Below are 20,277 nucleotides of genomic sequence, written 5' to 3' on the forward strand. Positions count from 1 at the left end.
CTCGCTACGGCGGGACCGCCGTGAGTGGAGCGAAGCCGCGGGGCAGCATGCTGCCGGACCGCGTCCAGTGACCTGAGCCGGAGGCTCGTCGGCAGCAGGTGGCTGCTTTGTCGAGGATTTCGTCGGCGGTCTTCGTCCAGACGAACGGTCGTGGATTGCCGTTCCAGCTGGCGAGCCAGGAACGGACGTCGCGTTCGAGGGCCTGGACGCAGCGGTGGACGCCGCGCTTGAGCTTCTACGTGAGCTCGGCGAACCACCGCTCCTCCAGGTTCAGCCAGGACGAACTCGTCGGCGTGAAGTGCAGGTGGAAACGGGGACTCGTCAGCAGCCACTTCTTGACGGCGGGTGTCTTGTGGGTGACGTAGTAGTCCAGGACCAGGTGTACGTCCAGGCCCGGGGGCACCTTCTTGTCCAGCTTGGCCAGGAACTTCGTGAACTCCAGGGCCCGATGCCTGCGGTGCGGAGAGCCGATCACCTTCCCCGTGGCGACCTCCAGGACTGCGAACAGGGCGGTGGTGCCGGCCCGGATGCGGTCGTGGCTGCGGCGCTCGGGAACCCGGGGCATCATCGGCGACACGGGCTGGGACCGGTCCAGGGCCTGGATCTGCGGCTTCTCGTCCAGACACAGCACCAGGGCCTTCTTCGGAGGGCCCAGGTAGAGGCCGGCCGCGCCACGGACCCTGTCGATGAACAACGGGTCGGCGGGCAGCAGAGACGTCTGCGAGCGGTGCGGCGCGAGGGCGAGCGTCCACCAGATCCGTGAGACCGCGGACTGGGACATGCCGGTGGCCGCCGCCATCGACCGGGCCGACCAATGGGCGGCGCCCTTGGGTTCCTCCTCCAGCGTCTTGACGACGACGCGCTCGATGTCCGCGTCGGTGACGGTTGCGGCGGCGCCGCCCGAGGCTCTCGCCCACCCGGTCCAGCACGGGAGCCGGGTCTGACGGATCCGCTCTCAGGGGCGGGCCCGGTAGCGGCTCAGATCATCTGGCGCAGCCACCAGAAGAGCAGGCCGGCGATGCCGGCGCCGCAGCCGTAGGCGGCGCCGCGCAGGGCGCTGGAGATGAGGGCGCCGCGACGGCGGCGGATCCATGCCGATGCCCGGCCGAAGCGGCCGGGAGCCTGCGCGGCGGGGGCGGTGCGGTTGGTCTCGTTCATGGCGGTGCTCCCTCGTGGGTACTGCTCGTGAAACCTGGTGGGGCGGGCGGCCTGGAAACCTTCGTCCCTGCCGGGCTTCTTCGTCGGTGCTGGGTCAGCGCGGTGTGATGAGTTCCTGGATGCGGTCGCGCAGCCGGCTGTCGGGCCGGCAGACCAGTCCGTCCTCGTCGTGGCGGTCGGCGAGCGCTTCGTAACGCTTCTGCAGGTGGCGGGTGGGGATCGGCGCCGGTTCGCGGTGGCGGGCGCAGTAGGCGGTGAAGGCGTTCACGGCGCCGACCAGGTCGTGGGTGTAGTCGTTGGGCGGACCGTCGAACCACTGCTGTGCGGTGCGGTCGCGCATGGCGCTCATCTGCCGTTTCCACAGGGCCGCTTCGCGGATCTCGCCCTGGCTGAGGTGGTGCAGGTGCAGGCAGTAGGCGGCGCCGGTGTGCTCGGCGCCGGCGGCGATCTGCCACCAGAACACGGCGCTCTCGGGGTGGTCGGCGAGGTGGAGGATGCAGGCGAAGACGTGGATGCCGTGGACGTCGACGGGCGTCCACTCGGTGAAGTCGTCCCAGTTGGGCCTGCCGGTGCCGTCGTCGCCGATGACCGCGGCGAGTTCTTCGACGTGGTCGGCGGCACCGGCCTCGGTGACGGTCCACCGGGAGATCAGATCCAGCTGGCGGCGGGCGCCGGCGCCGGTGGGCCGGGCCGGCGCGGTCGGGGCGTACCCGGCGTCCGCGGCCAGCCGGCGCAGCCCTTCGGCGACGTTGAACGGCCGACGCGGCTCGCGCACGACGGGATCCGCCTCGCGCAGACGCTCCGCCCATGTCGTCTCGGCCTCGGCGGGGCGCTTGTTCCTCACAGATGTCACTGGTCTGCCTCCTCCTTCTTCTGCGGGCTCGTGCCACGGTGACGGTGGTAGACCGGGGCGAGGCGCTCGCGGGCCTTGCGGCAGTGGTGGTCCACGGTGCTCGCGGTGATACCGAGGTACCAGCCGGTCTTGCGGCTGCTGTACTGCAGGACGTACCGCAGGATGACCACGTCCAACTGGCGCTGCGGCAGCTTCAGCAGCGCCGGGTACAGGCCGATCGTGCTCGGCATCGCCGTGATCCCGTCGCGTGCCGCGCACAGCGCCTCGTCCCCGACGACGCGCCGCAGGATGCTCCAGGTCTGCTGCGGCAGGTTGGCCTCGGCGAGCAGCGCGTCCCAGTTCCGCAGCACTTCCAGGAAGGCGCGGTGCACCGCGCGCTCGGCGGCATCGTTGGTGCCGAGCCGGTACAGCGCGTAGGAGTGCCACGCCTCCTGGTTCATCACGTAGTGCGCCTCGAAGTCCAGCGGCAGGGGGAGCGGCTCCTGTGTGGCGGAACCGTAGCCGTCGTCGGCACGGAAGACGTCTTCGTGCATGGATCCTCTTCGTTGAGGTGTCTGGTGCCCGGCGTGCGCCGGTGACGGTCACTCAACCGGCTCAGCGCCCCGAACACGCATGCAGACGACCTTTCATATGACCGTCCGACATTCAATGGTCGCCCATGGTGATCATGTTGCGGGAAGGGCACCCCGCCTGAGCTGCGGCATCGGCCCTTCCCGAGGTGCTGTGGTTCGCCCTGTGCGGCCACTCGACGTGACGGGAGTCACAAGCAGAGGTCTCCGGTTATCAGCCAAACCGGCCTGAAACCACCAGGAGTCGGACTCGTGTCGCCGCGCCTCTGAGGCGAACGGTGACCGGTGAGAGCACCCCCGCCCGGGAGCATGCCCCACCCTCGGGCCTCCCGGTCCCGGCCCGCACCCGGGCCCGGGAGGCCCGCTCGGGTGACGACCCGGCCCGCGCGGAACTCCCCACCGGAGCCCGGAGTCGTGGCGTGCACGAACCCGATCAACGAGATGCACGGGAGCGAGCCGGTCCTCCTCGTCGACGTCGTGGCACGCGACACGGAATGCGGACGAGCTCGCCGTTCATAGCCGTCCCGGCACGGACCGGAACCTGACGCGTGTGATGTAAGCGGCCCCTGGCCACCGTACGAACCGAGGGCGGGTACCTGTCCGTCGCTGCGCCGGCGCCGGTCGCTGGTGAGCGCGACGATCCGGTGGGCGGGCACGGCGATGGCCGGGCATCCGGCAGGAGCAGTCCGTGCGGCACGCACAGCACATCGGACCGACCGCGTCCCCCCGCCTCACCCCGGACCGCTTCCCCTGTGCCCGACACGGGCCCGCGGACAGAAGCGAAAGAGGCCGGGCCACTCAGGCGCATCTCGCCGTCTTCCAGGGCGACCCGGGCGGCAGGCCGATCCCGCCAACCGCTGACCGCGTCGAGGGTGAGACCACCGGAGCCGGTGGCGGTCCACGGGTCTGGCCCGCGGCCCGGAATCGCGGTTCCGATCAGATCACTCCGCTACGGTCAGGCACTCGGCGAGCAGGTCGACGACGTCGTGCCAGGCTCGCTGCGCGTGCCGTGGGTGGTAGCCAACGCCGGGGACCACGGGGTGGTCGACCGGCGGGTGGTGGAAGGCGTGCAGGGCGCCGCCGTAGACCACGAGGCGCCAGTCGACGCCCGCGGCCTGCATCTCGGCGATGAACGCGCCTCGTTGCACGGGCGGCATGATCGGGTCTTCCGACCCGACCCCGGCCCACACCGGGCAGCGAATGCGCGCCGCTTCGCCCGGTCGGCCCGTGGTCAGCGCGTTGACTGTCCCGATCGCACGCAGGTCGACGCCGTCGCGCCCGAGTTCCAGCCCGACGGCGCCTCCGGTGCCGTAGCCGACGGCGGCGATCCGGTCGGGGTCGGTCCGTGGCTCGGCACGCAACACGTCGAGCGCCGCACGACCGATGCCCCGCATCCGGTCGGGGTCGGCGAGCAGCGGCATGCAACGGGCCAGCATCTCCTCGGGGTCACCCAGATAGCGCCCGCCGTGAAGGTCGAAGGCCAGCGTTACGTATCCCAGCTCGGCGAGAGCATCGGCCCGGCGGCGCTCGACGTCGCTGAGCCCCATGCCCTCCGGCCCGAGCAGCACCGCGGGCCGGCGATCGACTCCGGCCGGGAGCGCGAGGTGCCCGATCATCGTCAGACCGTCGGCCGGGTACTCGACCGTGCGCGTGGCGATCGTCGTCATGCGACTGGACTGTAGTGATCGTCGAGTCCGGTCGGGCCGTTGTTCTGCCGCCGGCAGAACAACGCGGGTGTTCTTCCGAAATGCGGCGATGACTCATGATCCGCTGGTCACCGGGCGGGCGCAGGCAGGGGTCGCCGTCGACGACGGTCGAGTGCGCGCCCGGGGTGGGGCTGCCGCCCAGGCTGTGCCGGCCGCCCCGGCGGGACCGTGTTTTTCCGCTTGTGGAAGGTGTCCGCGCGGTCCCGGACGGACGCGGGCAGCACGGGGTGCGGAGTGGTCGTGGTGATCATGCGGCGCGACGGGCCCGCCACGAGACGCTCGGACGGGCGCGTCAACGGGACGGGCGGAAGGCGTGTGCGACCAAGGCGTGTGCGACCGTCACGTTCTCCGACCGGCCGGCTGGTGGCCCGCCGGACGTCAGTGGCCTGCTGGGCTGCGCGTCCTGTTGTCCGGTCGGTCGTCGGGCTGAACATGAGGATCACGACCACGGCCGCGCTCGCCGGTGCACCCCTCCCCGCAACCGCTGCTGCGGCGTCGGCCGCCCTTTCTGACGGCGGCGATCTCGTGAGTACCGGGCAGGACATGTCCGGCTTCACTGGAGGTCGTCTCGACGGCGGCGCCGCCTGGGGCGGCGATGGTGAAGAAGCCGCCGCTGCGATGGGGGCGCTCAAGGGCCCGGTGCAGGATCCGGCCGGCAGGGACAGGCCCTGGCACGCGGTCTCATCGTCGTTCCGGTCCGGGTCCCGAGGGTTCGCTGCGCCGCGAAGGGCACCTGTGCAGGAGGACGGGCCCCGGCCTCTCGCGGACAGAGGGGAGCGGCCGGGACGCGGAGGCCCGGAGCGCAGTGAGGAGGCGCTCTCCGGCCCTGCGGCGCTTCACTGACGCAACCCCGCCTTGCCCGGCCGCGAAGTGAGCGGGATGAGAAGAGGGACGGCCGGCCGGCCGAGGGGGGGGATCGCTGGGCGATTCCCGTCGGCAGGCCGGGCTCGGTTGTGGGCAGCGGTGGGCTCCGCACGGGTGGCCGGCGGTCTGCGCGTCCGGTCGGGCCGGCCCCCCGGATGCAGTAACGGGCGTCAGGGGACCGCGAGACGGAACGCCGCGCCGGATGCCGGGGCGTCCGCCACGGTGAGAACTCCTGCGACGTCGTTCTGCTCCACCACGGATTTCACTGCTGCTCGTCGTCGGGCTCCGGTCTTTGCGGCTCGTAGGCGCAGGCGAGGGCGGTGTCCAGAAGGTGGCGGAGCTGGGCTGGTGTCGGGGCGACGGCGGTGGCGACGAGGGCCTGGGGAGCGGCGAGGGGGGTCAGTACGGCGTGGCCCTCGGCCGGGTCGTCGCCGATGACGTGCGGGGCGCGGGGAGTGCGCAGCTCTGGGTCGACGAGGAGGAGTTGTCCGGTGGCGCGGTGGGGTCCCAGGACCGCGGGGCCGTCCCATGCCGGTGCCGGGCAGCCGTAGGCGGTGTCCTGGTCGAGGAGCGGCCGTCCGCCGCGGCGGACGGTGAGGCGGGTGGTGAGGTGGCCCGGCTCCTCGCCGGAGCGGCCCAGGAGCTGTTCCTCTCGCATGAGCAGACGGGAGGTGGCAGCGAGGTCGATGGTGAACGTCTGGTGCAGGATGCTGCCCTGGGTACTGATCAAGGGTTCCGGCAGCCAGTGCAGACTCGCGTGGTCGCCCGCCTGGAGCCTCACGTCGTAGGTGGCCGGTGCGGTGGTGGGGCCGCGCAGAGCGAGGGTGGCGGCTGCGCCGGTCACTTCCAGCCGGGCGCGTGTTCCGGCGGTGATGTCGAGGGCGAGCCGGTCTCCGCCGAGCGGTGCGCTCATCGCGCCGATCACGCGGACGCGTGCCTGTTCTCCGCGGGCTCGTAGCCGGCGGAGGTGGAAAGGACCGTCGCTGTGCAGGAGGGGCACCGTGGTGGTGCGGCCGTTGTGGGTGGCCTGGATCCGGGCGGCGGCGACGACGCCCGACGGGTGCGCCGGGGCGGACGCGGTGGAGCGCGGGCCGTGCGGTGGACCGTTGGTCCGCCCTGGCTCGTCGGCCGGTGGGAGCGCGGTCGGCGCCTGGGGCGCGGCGGCGTTCACCGGGTGGATCCGGTGGTGTGCCAGGCGGCGAGGCAGCCGGTGACCCAGTCGGCGACCGGCTGGACGCCGTCGGTGCCGGTGAGGCTGGTGAAGGCGTACGGCAGGTCCCCTCGCTGCTCGCGGGTGTCGGCCCTCATGGTGTCCAGGTCGACGCCGACGTAGGGGGCCAGGTCGGTCTTGTTGACGACGAGGAGGTCGGCGGTGGTGATGCCGGGGCCTCCCTTGCGGGGGATGTCGTCGCCGCTGGCCACGTCGATGACGAAGACCTGGGTGTCGACGAGTCCGCGGGAGAAGGTCGCGGTGAGGTTGTCTCCGCCGGACTCGATGAGGATCAGGTCGAGCGGGTGCAGGGTCCGCTCGAGTTCCTCGACGGCTTCGAGGTTGGCGGAGATGTCGTCGCGGATGGCGGTGTGCGGGCAGGCTCCGGTCTCCACGGCGGTGATCCGCTCGGGCGGCAGAACGGCCTCGCGACGCAGGAAGGCGGCGTCCTCCTGGGTGTAGATGTCGTTGGTGACCACGGCGAGGGAGAACCGGTCGCGCAGGGCGCGGCACAGTGCGGCCACGGTCGCGGTCTTGCCCGAGCCGACGGGCCCGCCGAAGCCGACGCGCAGGGCGCGGCGGCTGCCGTCGGCGAGCAGCGGTTCGGCGCTGTGGGTGTGGCGGTGCGGCATGGTCACGGGGTGGTCGAGATGCACAGGGATGCTCCAGGCGACGGTGAGGGCTGGTCAGGAGGCGAAGAGCCGGACGGTCCAGGCGGCGTGCTGCTCACCGGTGATGTCCAGCAGGGGAGCGGACGCGGCGGGCAGGGCGGCGACCCCCTCCGCCGCCACCCGCTCCGCCGCGCCGGCCGCCGCGTCGGCGACGGTGTCGAGTTCGGCGGCGAGCCGTGCCAGGACGGCGGTGGCGTCGAACGGGTCCAGGCTCAGCAGGCGCACTGCGGCGGTCGCCGGACCGCCCACGCTCTCGTAGGCGGCGGCCTGGGCGGCGTCGAGTGGGGTGAGCCCGGCGGCGCGGGCGGTGACGCCGAGCACGACCGGCTGGTGGGCGCCCCGGGGCCGGTGACGGGCGAGGTGGTCGAGGTCGGCGCTGGGCCAGGTGGCCCGGGCCGCGCGCATCAGTTGCCGGCCCAGGCGGCGTGCGACGTGGCGCAGCGCCGGTACGGGGGTGCGGGCGTCGGCGGCTTCGTCCAGGGCGAGGGCGTCGTAGCCGTCGGCGGCGGCCGCAGCGAGGCCGGCCGCGACCAGTCCCGCGGTGTGCAGCCGCCCCCGGCAGAACGCCTCCAGGCTCGCGGTGTCGTGGACCCGGCCGGAGGCGACGGCGGCCTCCATCCCGCCGGAATGGGCGTGCCCGCCGGCGGGGAAACGGCCGTCGGCCAGGACGAGCAGGCACGTACGACTCATGGGGGAAGGAACAACCTTTCGCAGGGAGAAGCCGGGCCCGGCACCGCACGGGCACGCCACGACCCGGCCGAGAGGCGGAACAGCCGACCGAGGTCAGAACAGGAAGTACCGCTGCGCCAGAGGAAGTTCGGTGGCGTAGTTCCGTCCGACCTCCTGCCCGTCGACCGTGGTGCGTACGTCGGAGGTGGTGGCGCCGCCGATGGTGACGTCGAAGGTGTCGGGGTCGATGCGAATCTCCGGGACGCCGTTGTTGTGGATCATGTCGGCTTTGGTGATCTCCCGGGTGGACCGGATCGCGCGCAGGGGCTTGAGCAGCCCGATCCCGGAGAGTTCGCCGTCGAGGGCGGCCTCGGCGACGAAGGTGAGGGAGTTGGCGGCCGGGGCTCGGCCGTGGAAGCCCCAGACGGGGCGTGGGAGATAGGGCTGCGGGGTGGGGATGGAGGCGTTGGCGTCGCCGATCTGGGCGTAGGAGATCTGGCCGCCCTTGATGACCATGTGCGGCTTGACGCCGAAGAACTTCGGCTCCCACAGCACCAGGTCGGCGAGTTTGCCGGCCTCGACGGAGCCGACCTCGTGGTCGATGCCGTGGGTGATGGCCGGATTGATCGTGTACTTGGCGACGTAGCGGCGGGCACGGAAGTTGTCCGCGTGCGCGTCGTCCTCGCGCAAGGGGCCGTAGCGGGACTTCATGACGTGCGCCGTCTGCCAGGTCCTCATGATCATCTCGCCGATGCGGCCCATGGCCTGGGCGTCGGAGGACATCATCGAGATGGCGCCCATGTCGTGCAGCAGATCCTCGGCGGCCATGGTGGAGGGCCGGATCCGGGAGTCGGCGAACGCCATGTCCGCCTCGACCTCCGGATTCAGGTGATGGCACACGATCATCATGTCGACGTGCTCCTTGACGGTGTTGACCGTGAAGGGCCGGGTCGGGTTCGTCGACGCGGGGAGCACGTTTGGTTTGCCGGCGAGGCTGATCATGTCGGGGGCGTGGCCGCCGCCGGCACCCTCGATGTGGAAGATGTGCAGGCTGCGGTACCTGGCCTTCTTGGCCTTGCGGTCCTTCTTGGTCGCGGCGTAGGTGCTCTGGACGAAGCCGGCCTCGTTCAGCGAGTCGGCGTGCAGCGCGACCTGGACACCGGTCTCCTCGCACACCGTCAGCGCGGCGTCGATCACCGCCGGGGTGGCGCCCCAGTCCTCGTGGATCTTGAAGCCGAGGGCGCCGGCCGCGACCTGGTCGTGGAGCGCCTTGGTCGAGACGGTGCTGCCTTTGGCGAGCAGGCCGATGTTCACCGGGAAGGAGTCCAGCGCCTCGAAGGTCCGCTGGATGTGCCACTTGCCCGGCGTCACGGTGGTGGCCGTGCTGCCCTCGGCCGGGCCGGTCCCGCCACCGATCAGTGTCGTCACGCCCGACGCGACCGCCTCGTGGATCTGGTTCGGGCAGAGGAAGTGCACGTGGGTGTCGACGCCGCCCGCGGTCAGGATGCGGCCCTTGCCGGAGATCACCTCCGTCTCGGGACCGACGACGAAATCCGCGGCGCGCGGGTCGTCGTTCGGCCGGGGCGTCATGGTCTCCGGGTTGTACGCCTTGCCGATGGCGTGGATGCGGCCGTCGCGCAGCCCGATGTCGGCTTTGACGACGCCCCAGTGATCCAGGATCAGCGCACCGGTGATCACGGTGTCCACCGGCTCGCGGGGATCGTCGCGGGGGATGTGCGACTGGCCCATCGACTCACGGATCACCTTGCCGCCGCCGAAGACCATTTCGTCACCGCTGCGCCCCGGACCACCGCACCAGTCCGCGTCGACGCGCAGGACGAGATTGGTGTCGGCGAGCCGGATCCGGTCGCCGGTGGTCGGGCCGTACAGGTCGGCGTAGCGGGAACGCGGCAGCGGGTCCCAGGGCTTGTTCCTCTCAGTCCTGTCCGGCATCGAGGTGCTTCTCCTCTTCGCTCTTGTCGGCCTGGAGCCCGTGGACGATCCGCTCACCGGCGATCGGCACGAGCATCACGGTGCGCCTGTCACCGGGCTCGAACCGTTCGGACGTGCCGGACGGGATGTGCAGCCGCATTCCGTGGGCCGCCTCACGGCGGAACTTGAGTCCCTTGTTGGCCTCGGCGAAGTGGAAGTGGGACCCCACCTGGACCGGGCGGTCCTTGGGGTTGCGCACCACCAGCGGCACGGGCGTCGCACCCTCGTTGAAGGCCACCCGGTGCTCGTCCTCGTCCGGCAGCAACTCCTGCTTGCCCGGGTGGACGTCCACCGTGGTGGACGCCTCGTCGAACGGATCACTGATGGTCACCAGCTTCGTCCCGTCCGGGAACGTCGCCTCGACCTGGACGTTGTCGACCATCTCCGGCACACCGTCCATGACCTCGCTGCGCCGCAGCACATGCCGCCCGGACTCCATCACCGCATCGACCGTCGCCCCGGCCCGCGCCTCCTCGTAGACATGCGCCGTCAACAGCGCCATGACTTCGGGATAGTTCAACAGCAGACCGCGCTCACGCCGCCGCTGGGCGACGTCGGCCGCCACGTGGACCATCAGACGCTCCTGCTCATGCGGGGTCAGGTGCACGCTGTTCCCCCTCTCCTGTTCGTCGCTCCACCCACGCGGCAGGCACCACGGGCGGAAGGAAGATGCCGCCCGCCGTACCTGCCACAGACCGATCCTGGAAGAGCGGAGAACCCATGGGCAGGGAAAACGCCAGGTCGAACCTGATGGAGTGAACCGGGAGCACAGAGCGCGTACGGGGCGCGACGCCCCGCCCGCCTCACGCTGCGAACGGCCGGCGCGCCCGCGGAAGCCCACCCCGTCCCGCAGCGAGCAGCTCCAGGCCGGACGGGATCCGCGCCGACAAGGCCCACGGCTCCCGCACCCGTCGCTCCCACCCGCGCAGACGCCGGAACGGCTGCGCCATCCCGGGGAAGGCCGACCAGGTCCGCAACCGCACCGAGCGCGGCTCCCGAAGCGGGCGACCACCGAAGTTCGACAAGAACGACCACAAAGAACGCCGTGCCGTGGAGTGCGGCACCAACCGGCTGAAACGCCACCGGGCGGTGGCCACGCGATACGACGAGCTCGCGGTCCGCCACGAGGCGACCGTGCTGGTCGCGGCCCTCAACGAGTGGTTGTGACCAGCACGTTCACAACAGGCCCTGGCCCGCCTTTTCTTCCAGCCCTCAAGTGGCCGGCCGCTCGCGACCCCAGGCGGCCAGCGGCTGGAGCGCGTCGTTGAGGCGTATGCCGTCCTCGGTCAGCGAGTACTCGACGCGGGGCGGCACCTCGTCGTAGGAGACGCGGCGCACGACGCCGTCCGCTTCGAGCTCCCGCAGGTGAGAGGCCAGCACCTTCTCGGTGATGCCGGGAAGCAGCCGGCGCAGCTCGCCGAAGCGGCGGTAGGGGTGCTCGTGCAGTGCCCAGAGGATCAGCACCTTCCACTTGCCGCCGATCACCTCCATCGCGGTGTCGATCCCGCAGATGTGTCCGTCTGGTGTGCCCGGCCGGTTCAGCGTCGCCATGTCCCACCCCTCTGACGTGCTCACTCACCCCGGGGCAACCACCCACTCCCAAGTGCGTACTTGATCACTCCCGGGCTGGTGACCAGCCTAATCGACATGGCACACACCACTGTTGAGAAAACTCCCGTCACGCTGCTGGGCCTCGGCGCGATGGGCACCGCGCTGGCCCGTACCTGGCTTGCCGCCGGCCACCCGCTCACCATCTGGAACCGCACCCCGGCCCGCGCCGCGGCACTCGCCGCCGAGGGGGCCTCGGTCGCGGACACCGCCGCCGAGGCGGTCGCAGCGAACCCCCTGGTCATCGTTTGCCTGCTGGACGACGCCTCGGTCGAGGAGGCGCTGGCCGGGGCCGACCTGGCCGGCCGGGACCTGGTCAACCTGACCACCGGCACCCCCGCCCAGGCCCGCACCCGCGCCGCGTGGGCCCGCGAGCGCGGCGCCCGCTACCTGGACGGCGGGATCATGGCCGTCCCTCCGATGATCGGCGTCCCGGAGGCCGGCGGCTACGTCTTCTACAGCGGCTCGCGGGAGCTGTTCGAGCGGCACCGGAAGACGTTGGCCGTCCCGGTCGGCACCACCTACGTCGGCGAGGACGCGGGTTTCGCGTCCCTGTACGACGTGGCCCTGCTCAGCGCCATGTACGGGATGTTCGCCGGTGTCGCGCACGCCTTCGCCCTGATCCGCAAGGAGGACATCGACCCCGCGTCGCTCGCCCCGCTGCTCGCCGACTGGCTCGTCGCGATGGCCCCGGCGGTTCACCAGACTGCCGACCAGCTGCGGAGCGGCGACTACACCAAGGGTGTCGTCTCCAGTCTCGCCATGCAGGTGGCCGGCACGCCGACCTTCCTGAGCACCGCCGAGCAGCAGGGTGTCAGCCCGGAACTGCTCAGCCCCTACTTCGAGCTGATGCGCCGCCGCCTGGCCGAGGGCAGCGGCGAGGAGGACCTGACGGGCGTGGTCGACCTGCTGGTGCGCTGACCGGCCACCCGTCGCCCCGGGGACGACCGTGCTGGTCACCGTCCTCGACGAGACGCTGTGACCAGCATTTCCACCACACGCCCTGGTTGGTCTCGTGCTCGCGGGGCGGAATGTCTCCGACGACGGTGCGGAGACGCCGGTTGAGGATCTCGCCGGTCCTCCGCAGCTCGGCGGTCTCGGCTTTCAGCCGCCTGATCTCCGCGGCCTCCTCCACGGTCACCCTGGGACCTCGGCCGGTGTCGGCCTGGGCCCTGCGGACCCAGGTCCGCACCGTCTCGGCGGCACCGATGCCAGCTTCGCGGCGACCGCTTTCATCGCGGCCCACTCGGCCGCGCAGTTGGTGCGGGTCCCCGCGACCATGCGCACCGCGCGCTCACGACGCTCGGCAGGGCAAGGGGAAGGACGGGCCATGAACTCGGTCTCCTCTCAGGGAACCGAGCTTCCAGCAGACCCGGGGCGCTTCGGATCAGTGTGTGGTCATGGGCGTACCTGCCAGTGTCTTCTCCACGACGTCGGCCGCGGCCGCGGCTCCACCGGCTGCGCTGATGTCCTGGCGGAGCCTGGTCACCGCGGTGGCGATCTGCGGGTCGTCCATGACCGTCCGGACCGCGTTGCGCAGGGTTTCGGCGGTGGCGTGGTCCCGCGGGAGGTGACATCCGACGCCGAGTTCTTCGACCTGGCCGGCGTTGACCTTCTGCTCGGCCATCTGCGGCACCACGACGACGGGCACCCCCAGAGAGAAGGCTTCCATCAGGCTTCCCGTACCTCCGTGCGTGACGAAGGCCGAGGCTGAGGCCAGAACGTCGAGCTGAGGCACGCTCGCGTGCACCTCGAACCCGTCTCCTGCCTTGCCGAGTCCGGTTGCCGCCACCTCGGCGCCCACGCTCATCACCACGTGCCAGCCCAGGCCGTCGAACGCCTCGATGCACGCCCGGTAGAACTCCGGGCGCCGGTAGAACTGGGAGCCCAACGACACGTACACCACCGGCTTGTCACTCTGCGGTCTGTGCCAGTGACCTTGGAAGGAACGCTCGGAGAGGGCGGGGCCCACCCAGTGCGCCTCGCCGGCCCGCACCGTTTCCGGCCGCCGCTGGAAGGAGCGGGGGAAGAAGGCGACGGTGCGCGGCGGGGCCAGGGTCAGGGAGTGGACGCCGCCGGGGACCCCGAAGTGCGCCAGCGCGCCTGAGAGTTCGGAGAAACCGGGGATCTGCGCGATGTCCGCGAGGCCGAAGAACTCCTGGACCAGTCCCTCGTAGGGGATGTGCGTCGGTGCCAGCTGGATGGCCGGCACCTTCCAGCGCGCCGCCAGCAACGGACCCGCCCACGCGTACACGTCGGCCAGTACCACGTCCGGCACGTCGTCGGCGAACGCCTCCTCCAGTTACGGCAGCGCCGTCACATTGACGCCCACGGCCAGGGTGACGCCCTCGGCCATGTCCTCGGGCGCCTCTCCTGCCGGGGGCGCGTCATAGAGCACGGGCGTCGCGCCCGCCGCGTGGACACCGTCGGCGAACTCCGCGGTCACCGCGTAGCTCACCCGGTGACCGCGATCGACCAGTTCCCGTACGACGGCGAGGGTGGGGATCACATGCCCGTGCATCGGCACGTTGAACACCGCCACGTGCCGCGCGCGCCCTTGACCGCCGGCCACAACGTCCCGCATGCGCATCACTCCAGAGTCTGCTCTGCGGTACCCGTGCCGCGAAAAAATTCATGTGCCATCCCTTAACGCCACAGCCACACCGGTGGACACGCCACCGGACCGAAGCCGGCGTCTGGCCCCGCCGCCACGCCGTCCTCCTCGCCGCACCGCGCAAGGTCGGCCTGCCGGACAGGGATGACGCCGCGGCCGGGGGTCGCCACCGGCGCCGTGCTCTGCGCCGGACCGGGGCCGTTCGGCGTCGGTGGCCGGACGATGTACGACTCGCGCCCTGGCGGTCCGGCCCGTTCCGTCCGGGCCGGCGGCATTTCCCGACTCCCGGCCCACCGTCCCGGGCATCGCCTTGGTGCACGGCGATGCCCGGTCCCCTCGGCAGCTCCGCCGACCATCCGCCGTCAACGGCTCGGACGGTGAAGCCCGTTCGAAGTAGCTGATCAACTGCCTTGCTGATGTTTCACCGTGACCAGGCCCATCCTGACCGACCGCAGCGTCGTTACCTCTGGTGAACCGGTCGACACGGCCGGAATGGAGCACGGGAAGGAAGCAAGTGCAGATGAACGGCGCGCGGCGCATTGCGGTGGTCGCTTCGGTGGTGGGGATGATGTGGGCGGCGCCCGCGGGAATGGCCACGGCGCATGCCGGTGACAGCGACGCGGGACCGGGCGGGGTGCTGTCCAACCTGTCCGGCAGGAACTCCTCCGGCCACGCCAATCTCTGCGGGACGGGCAAGGTGGCTCTTTTCAAGGACCGCACCTGCGTGGCCGAGGACACCGGTAAGGGCGGCGGCGACCAGGCGGGGCCCAGCGGCGGGGTTCTGTCCAACCTGGTGTTCGCCCGCAACGCCTCGGGCCACAGCAACAACTGCGGCAACGAGACGGTCTCGGTGATGAGCCGGACCACGTGCGTCACCGTGGACCGGTCCGGCCGCTGACAGGGACTTCATCGGCGGGGCCGGGGAACCGTGGCACTGCCCACCGCCCCGGTTCCCCGGCCCTTCCCGCCGAATGACGAGAAAGCAGGAAGCACAAGGTGAACACAGCCCCGTCCCAGCTGACGATCGGTGTGGTGGCGCCGCTGACGGGACGCCTGGCGCCGCTGGGCAAGCCGCTGACGTACGTCTTGAAGACGCTCGCACCGCAGCTGGAGCACGTGCGCAACGGCAGCCGCCGTCATGACGTGACGGTCGCCGTGCGCGACAGCCGCTCCGACCCGGCGGCCGCCCGGCAGGCCGTCCGCGACCTGGCCGCCACCGACGGGGCGCACATCGTTCTGACCATGGCCGGAACCCAGGTACTGCCGGCCGTCGCCGACGCCTGCGAGGAACTGGGGGTTCCCTGCCTGTCGACCACCTTCCCCTGGCAGGCGTACGTGCACTCGCGCGGCGCCACTCCCGGACACTCCTTCCAGTGGACCTACCACTTCGCGTGGGGCCTGGACGACATCGCCACCGTCTTCGCCCGGATGTGGGAGCAGACCGGCGTCCGGCACGCCACCGTCGGCTGCCTGTGGAACGACGAGCTGCAGGGCGGTCTGCTGCGCCACGAGGAGTACGGTTTCGCCCCGGTGACCTCCGCGCGCGGACACACCTTGGTCGACCTCGGCCCCTACCGGGAACCAGCCACAGACCTCCAGGAGCAGGTCGGCCGGATGCGGGAACACGGCGCCGACATCGTCACCAGTGCAGCCACCGCCGCCGACCTGGCCCTCTTCCACCGCCAGGCCCGCCAGGCCGGGCTGCGGCCCCGGTTGATCACCTGCTCGCGGTGGCTGACCTACCCCCACACCCACACCACTTCCGTGCCGGGCGTCCACGCCGAACTCGCCGACGCACGCGTGGCGACCCTGGTCTACTGGAGCCCCGGCCACCCCTACCGCTCCAGCCTGGACGGCACCACCTGCGCCGACCTCGCCCACGTCTACCAGCAGGACACCGGCGAATCCTGGCTGCAGCCCCTGGGACTGGCCCATGCCCTCGTGGAAACCGCCCACCGCGCCCTCGGCACGGCCGACGACCCCACCGACCGCGCGGCCGTGGCCCGGGCCATCGCAGGCTCCACCTTCTCCACGATCGCGGGAACCCTCGACTGGAAGCAGGGCCCGACGCCCAACATCGCGCTCCTCCGCCTGTCCGGCGGCCAGTGGCACCAGGGCCCGAAAGGCCCCCGTCTCGCCATCGTCACCAACGCGGACACCCCCGAGGTCCCCGTCACCGGTGAACTCCTGCCGACGTGACAGACCGATGCCTGGCGCAAGGCGGGATCAACCAGGCTGGCGGCGCCGGGGGCTCTGGAGCGAGGAGGAAACCGGGTGCCCCCGCGCTTCGAGTGACCGGACCCGACGGCGCCCCGCCGTGGGAGATCTGCATCACCGAGGAGGCCCTCCGGCGCGCCGACGAGGCACTCACCCATGCTGTGGCCGCCGCCGACGGCCCGGTGGAACGCGTGGAGGCGTTCCTCCGGGAGAGACCGCGCCTCGGCGCCGAAGGCGCACACCGTGGGGCCGCCGCCCTCATGACTGCCGGCCTCCCGCCCGCCTGCCTGGAACGGCTGAGGGGACTCCACCTGAGAAGGCCGAACCGTTCCGCGCGGCCTCCGGGAGCTCGGTGACCCCGAGTCCGCCCTCACCGCGGATCTGATCGCCGGCACGCTCCACACGGCCCTGGCCGCCGTGGACGGCGGTGCCCCGGTCGGCCCGGTCACCGAACGCACGCCGGCCCCGGTGCGCTGCTGCCTCGTTCCGCCTTGCGGTGCGGCCGCCGCACCGCAAGGCGGCCGCTGAGGTCCCGTCACCGTGCGGCCGGACGAAGCCGCTGCCCGGCCGTCGGCACGGCGGTGCGGCGGGTCCGGCATGACACCGGACCCGCCGCACCGACTCCCCCTCGGAACAGGGCTTCTCAGCGCTGCAGGGTCAGCAGGCCCGGGCGGTAGGGCAGCAGGCCGTAGTCACCTCCCGAGTTGGGGCTGCGCCCCTGGTACAGCAGCTGCAGGTTGCAGGGGTCGACGGTCATGGTCTGGTCGGCGCTGGTACGGAGCAGCTCGCCGTGGCTGATGTCGTTGGTCCAGGTGGCGCCGCTGTTGGCCTTGCCGGCGAAGGGGTTGCTCTCGGTCGCCGCCTGGGGCGTCCAGGTGCCGTTGAGGCTGGTCGCCGTGAACGAGCGGAAGTACCGGCCCTGCGAGCCGATCGCCTCGACGATCATGAGGTAGCGGTTCTGGCCCTGGAGCTTGTAGACCTGCGGGGCTTCGAACAGGTTGTTCGTCGTGTCGCTCATGACCACGGTCGAGGTCGAGCCGAAGCTGCCGGGGAAGTTCCCGATCGGCATGCTCGCCCGGTAGATCTTGCCGTTGTCGCCGGCGAAGAACAGGTACATGTGCGTGCCGTCACCGATGAGTGCCTGGTCGATGGGCCCCGTTCCGGAGCCGGAGATGCTCCCGGAGAACAGCACCTGCTCGGACGACCAGCCGTTGGGGTTGGTGGGATCGGTCGACGTCCGGTAGGAGAAGGCGGTGCCGCCCCACTGGTAGGCCAGCACCCAGATGTTCTTCGGCGCGAAGTAGAAGAGGCTGGGCGCGACCGTGGAGCTGTTCATCGCGTTCTGGCTCGCCGAGCCCATCTCCGACCAGGCCCCGAACAGGCCGAAGTTCATCGAACCCCAACGCGTCCCGGTGTCGTGCGTGGTCGCGTAGACGAGCTGCTTGCCGTTGTAGGGGGCGACGGTGAAGTCCTTGAGCGACACCCATCCCTGCCGGGGCTGCGCCAGGGCGCCGGTCGAGCTCCAGCGGTAACTCGACGGCAGGTCACAGGAGCCGGGGTTGCCGGTGTCCGAACCGACCTTGACGAGCTGCCACTGCTGGTTGGTCCCGCCCCAGTCGTCGTACTGGACGACGTTCGCGTTGTCGGCGGTGGAGGCGCCCTGCACCTCGAGGGCCTTGCCGCTGTGGCGCGAGATGAGGCGTACGTGGCCGTCCGAGCTGTCGGCCAGCCGCCACTGCTGGTTGGCGGCGTTCAGGTCGGTCCACTGGACGATCGAACCGCCGTTCGCGGTGGACCAGTTGTAGACGTCCAGCACCTTGCCGGAGTGGCGGGACTTGATCCGGTAGTAGCCGTTGCCGGAGTCGACGAACTGCCACTGCTGCTGGGCCTGGTCGTTCCTCGTCCACTGGGTGACCCGGGCGCCGTCGTTCGTGGCCAGGTTGTAGACGTCCAGCGCCTTGCCGCTGTTGCGGTTGACCAGCACGTACGAGGCGTTGGGATCCACGGTCGCGGCCTCGGCGGGCTGGGCTCCGAGGAAGGTGGCCAACAGCAGCAGGGGGGCGAGGACACCGAGTAAACGTCTGGGACGGACCGGAAGGACGTGGCGAAGCCGCATCGGAGGGCCTCCTCGAAGTGGGGGGAGATGACGCCGGCGACCGGCGGAGCGGCGACCGAGCAGGACGAAAAGAGTTCGAATGTTTCGAAGTGATTCCAGCCCTGTGACGCCACAAGGTAGAAAGCGGAGGGTCTCCGGTCAAGGCCTGCCATCGATCTGGCTGCAAACAACCGCTAGTTCGGGGCCCAACGGGCGCCTGGACGCGAATACGAAAGTTTCGAAAGAGGAATGGAAAGTTTTTCCGTCGTGAGGGTTGACGCGTACTCAGCAACCTCCAATCATCTGTCTGGCAACGCGACCCCAGTTCGACATGTCGAACCAACTGTCTTGTGCGGACATGCCGCACCGCAGAGCCGCGCACAGCTGCACGACGGATCCACGTACCGCAGGCAGCTCCTGCGGGTTCCCCCGGACCCGCGCTGTCGGCCGGGCGGTCCGTCACACCTACCTTGGAGGCACAGCAATGGGCTCCTATGCCCTCCCCAGAGCCGCCCTCCGGCGGAAGTTCCGCGTTCTGCTCCCCACGCTGCTCGTCGGCGCCCTCGGTGCGGCCGGCGCACTGGCCGCACCGCCGCCGGCCGCCCAGGCCGCGGAATCGACCCTCGGCGCCGCCGCGGCGCAGAGCGGCCGTTACTTCGGCGTGGCCATCGCCGCGAACCGGCTGAGCGACTCGACGTACGCGTCCATCGCGGCCCGTGAGTTCAACTCGGTGACGGCCGAGAACGAGATGAAGATCGACGCCACCCAGCCGCAGCGGGGCCAGTTCAACTTCACCAACGCCGACCGCGTCTACAACTGGGCGGTGCAGAACGGCAAGGAGGTCCGCGGCCACACGCTGGCCTGGCACTCCCAGCAGCCCGGCTGGATGCAGAGCCTCAGCGGCAGCGCACTGCGCCAGGCGATGATCGACCACATCAAGGGCGTGATGGCCCACTACAAGGGCAAGATCGCGCAGTGGGACGTGGTGAACGAGGCCTTCGCGGACGGCAGTTCGGGAGCCCGGCGCGATTCCAACCTGGAGCGCACCGGCAGCGACTGGATCGAGGTCGCCTTCCGCACCGCGCGGGCCGCCGACCCGTCCGCCAAGCTCTGCTACAACGACTACAACGTCGAGAACTGGACCTGGGCCAAGACCCAGGCCATGTACCGCATGGTGAAGGACTTCAAGCAGCGCGGCGTGCCGATCGACTGCGTCGGCTTCCAGTCGCACTTCAACAGCGGCAGCCCCTACAACAGCAACTTCCGCACCACCCTGCAGGAGTTCGCCGCGCTCGGCGTCGACGTGGCCGTCACCGAGCTCGACATCCAGGGTGCCTCGCCGACGACCTACGCCGCCGTGGTCAACGACTGCCTGGCAGTCTCCCGCTGCCTCGGCGTCACCGTCTGGGGCGTCCGCGACAGCGACTCCTGGCGTCCGGAGCACACGCCGCTGCTGTTCAACAACGACGGCAGCAAGAAGCAGGCGTACAACGCCGTGCTGAACGCCCTCAACGGGGGCGACGGCGGCAACCCGGACCCGGGGCCCGGCGACGGCACCTCCATCAAGGGCGTCGGCTCGGGCCGCTGCCTGGACGTGCCCAACGCCAGCACCACCGACGGCACGCAGGTCCAGCTCTACGACTGCAACAACCGCACCAACCAGCAGTGGACGCTGACCAGCTCCGGTGAGCTCAGGGTCTACGGCAACAAGTGCCTGGACGCCGCCGGCACCGGCAACGGCGCCAAGGTCCAGATCTACAACTGCTGGGGCGGCGACAACCAGAAGTGGCGCCTGAACTCCGACGGCACCATCGTCGGCGTCCAGTCCGGCCGCTGCCTCGACGCCGTCGGCGCCGGCACCGCCAACGGCACCCAGATCCAGCTCTACTCCTGCTCGAACGGCAGCAACCAGCGCTGGACCCGCGCCTGACACGTCCTGCGTGAAGGCACCCCTGATGCGTGCGAGGGCCGCCGCCGTCGAGGCGGCGGCCCTCACCGACCGGACCGCCGTGCCGGAGCGAGCGGTGCCCGGCAGCCCGAAGGGAACACGT

At 70.9% G+C, this 20,277-nt stretch carries 18 protein-coding genes; 4 read left to right on the forward strand and 14 right to left on the reverse strand.

The annotated features are described in order from the left end of the window. Nucleotides 1–235: 235 nt before the first annotated feature. From ACIQ8B_RS27175 to ACIQ8B_RS27225, 11 genes are all read right to left on the reverse strand, one after another. Entirely contained in the window at nt 236–949 is a 714-nt protein-coding gene (locus ACIQ8B_RS27175) for an IS630 family transposase (protein WP_403550466.1), read from the reverse strand. Between the two features lie 29 nt (nt 950–978). Next, nucleotides 979–1,158 (reverse strand): hypothetical protein, encoded by a 180-nt coding sequence (locus tag ACIQ8B_RS27180; RefSeq protein WP_403550363.1) that lies wholly within the window; start codon nt 1,156–1,158, stop codon nt 979–981. Between the two features lie 94 nt (nt 1,159–1,252). Beyond that, nucleotides 1,253–2,011 carry a hypothetical protein gene (locus ACIQ8B_RS27185; RefSeq protein ID WP_290009736.1) on the reverse strand — a complete coding sequence of 253 codons (759 nt, stop codon included), beginning with the start codon at nt 2,009–2,011 and terminating at the stop codon, nt 1,253–1,255. Continuing rightward, a complete protein-coding gene (locus ACIQ8B_RS27190) occupies nt 2,008–2,544 on the reverse strand; it encodes an RNA polymerase sigma factor (protein ID WP_391663206.1) in 537 nt (178 codons plus the stop codon). Before ACIQ8B_RS27190 ends, ACIQ8B_RS27185 begins: the two co-directional genes overlap by 4 nt. A gap of 977 nt (nt 2,545–3,521) precedes the next feature. Beyond that, nucleotides 3,522–4,247 (reverse strand): dienelactone hydrolase family protein, encoded by a 726-nt coding sequence (locus ACIQ8B_RS27195; protein WP_403550366.1) that lies wholly within the window; start codon nt 4,245–4,247, stop codon nt 3,522–3,524. Between the two features lie 1,165 nt (nt 4,248–5,412). Beyond that, nucleotides 5,413–6,321, reverse strand: coding sequence for an urease accessory protein UreD (locus tag ACIQ8B_RS27200; RefSeq protein WP_403550367.1), 909 nt, complete (start codon nt 6,319–6,321; stop codon nt 5,413–5,415). Next, on the reverse strand, nt 6,318–7,016 hold the full coding sequence (gene ureG, locus ACIQ8B_RS27205; protein WP_403550369.1) for an urease accessory protein UreG: 699 nt from the start codon (nt 7,014–7,016) through the stop codon (nt 6,318–6,320). The genes ACIQ8B_RS27200 and ureG overlap by 4 nt, the downstream gene beginning before the upstream one ends. Nucleotides 7,017–7,046: 30 nt before the next feature. Further along, nucleotides 7,047–7,721: an urease accessory protein UreF gene (locus ACIQ8B_RS27210; RefSeq protein ID WP_403550371.1), complete on the reverse strand. Its 675-nt coding sequence runs from the start codon at nt 7,719–7,721 to the stop codon at nt 7,047–7,049. 93 nt (nt 7,722–7,814) lie between these two features. Next, on the reverse strand, nt 7,815–9,653 hold the full coding sequence (locus ACIQ8B_RS27215; RefSeq protein ID WP_403550373.1) for an urease subunit alpha: 1,839 nt from the start codon (nt 9,651–9,653) through the stop codon (nt 7,815–7,817). Further along, on the reverse strand, nt 9,637–10,299 hold the full coding sequence (locus ACIQ8B_RS27220; protein ID WP_403550375.1) for an urease subunit gamma: 663 nt from the start codon (nt 10,297–10,299) through the stop codon (nt 9,637–9,639). Before ACIQ8B_RS27220 ends, ACIQ8B_RS27215 begins: the two co-directional genes overlap by 17 nt. A gap of 605 nt (nt 10,300–10,904) precedes the next feature. Then, a complete protein-coding gene (locus ACIQ8B_RS27225) occupies nt 10,905–11,243 on the reverse strand; it encodes a helix-turn-helix domain-containing protein (RefSeq protein ID WP_106415899.1) in 339 nt (112 codons plus the stop codon). Nucleotides 11,244–11,339: 96 nt separating this feature from the next. On the opposite strand from ACIQ8B_RS27225, the gene ACIQ8B_RS27230 reads away from it, so the two are divergent. Next, nucleotides 11,340–12,221 carry an NAD(P)-dependent oxidoreductase gene (locus tag ACIQ8B_RS27230; RefSeq protein ID WP_403550377.1) on the forward strand — a complete coding sequence of 294 codons (882 nt, stop codon included), beginning with the start codon at nt 11,340–11,342 and terminating at the stop codon, nt 12,219–12,221. A 466-nt stretch (nt 12,222–12,687) separates the two neighbouring features. Here the strand turns inward: ACIQ8B_RS27230 and ACIQ8B_RS27235 are convergent, their stop codons facing one another. Continuing rightward, nucleotides 12,688–13,602 carry a macrolide family glycosyltransferase gene (locus tag ACIQ8B_RS27235; RefSeq protein ID WP_403550468.1) on the reverse strand — a complete coding sequence of 305 codons (915 nt, stop codon included), beginning with the start codon at nt 13,600–13,602 and terminating at the stop codon, nt 12,688–12,690. Continuing rightward, the gene (locus ACIQ8B_RS27240; protein WP_403550379.1) at nt 13,603–13,884 is read right to left on the reverse strand and encodes a hypothetical protein; all 282 of its coding nucleotides are present in this window, start codon (nt 13,882–13,884) and stop codon (nt 13,603–13,605) included. It lies immediately after the preceding gene. A 550-nt stretch (nt 13,885–14,434) separates the two neighbouring features. Here ACIQ8B_RS27240 and ACIQ8B_RS27245 point away from each other — a divergent pair. After that, on the forward strand, nt 14,435–14,812 hold the full coding sequence (locus tag ACIQ8B_RS27245) for a hypothetical protein (protein WP_403550381.1): 378 nt from the start codon (nt 14,435–14,437) through the stop codon (nt 14,810–14,812). 98 nt (nt 14,813–14,910) lie between these two features. Then, nucleotides 14,911–16,113, forward strand: coding sequence for an ABC transporter substrate-binding protein (locus ACIQ8B_RS27250; protein ID WP_403550383.1), 1,203 nt, complete (start codon nt 14,911–14,913; stop codon nt 16,111–16,113). Nucleotides 16,114–16,774: 661 nt separating this feature from the next. Here the strand turns inward: ACIQ8B_RS27250 and ACIQ8B_RS27255 are convergent. Beyond that, nucleotides 16,775–18,247, reverse strand: a complete 1,473-nt coding sequence (locus ACIQ8B_RS27255) for a non-reducing end alpha-L-arabinofuranosidase family hydrolase (protein ID WP_403550385.1) — start codon at nt 18,245–18,247, stop codon at nt 16,775–16,777. Nucleotides 18,248–18,710: 463 nt separating this feature from the next. On the opposite strand from ACIQ8B_RS27255, the gene ACIQ8B_RS27260 reads away from it, so the two are divergent. Beyond that, complete coding sequence (locus ACIQ8B_RS27260) at nt 18,711–20,156, forward strand: endo-1,4-beta-xylanase (RefSeq protein ID WP_403550387.1); 1,446 nt, start codon at nt 18,711–18,713, stop codon at nt 20,154–20,156. The last annotated feature ends 121 nt before the right edge of the window (nt 20,157–20,277 follow it).

Source organism: Streptomyces sp. NPDC096105, from assembly GCF_044763335.1.
GTDB lineage: Bacteria > Actinomycetota > Actinomycetes > Streptomycetales > Streptomycetaceae > Streptomyces.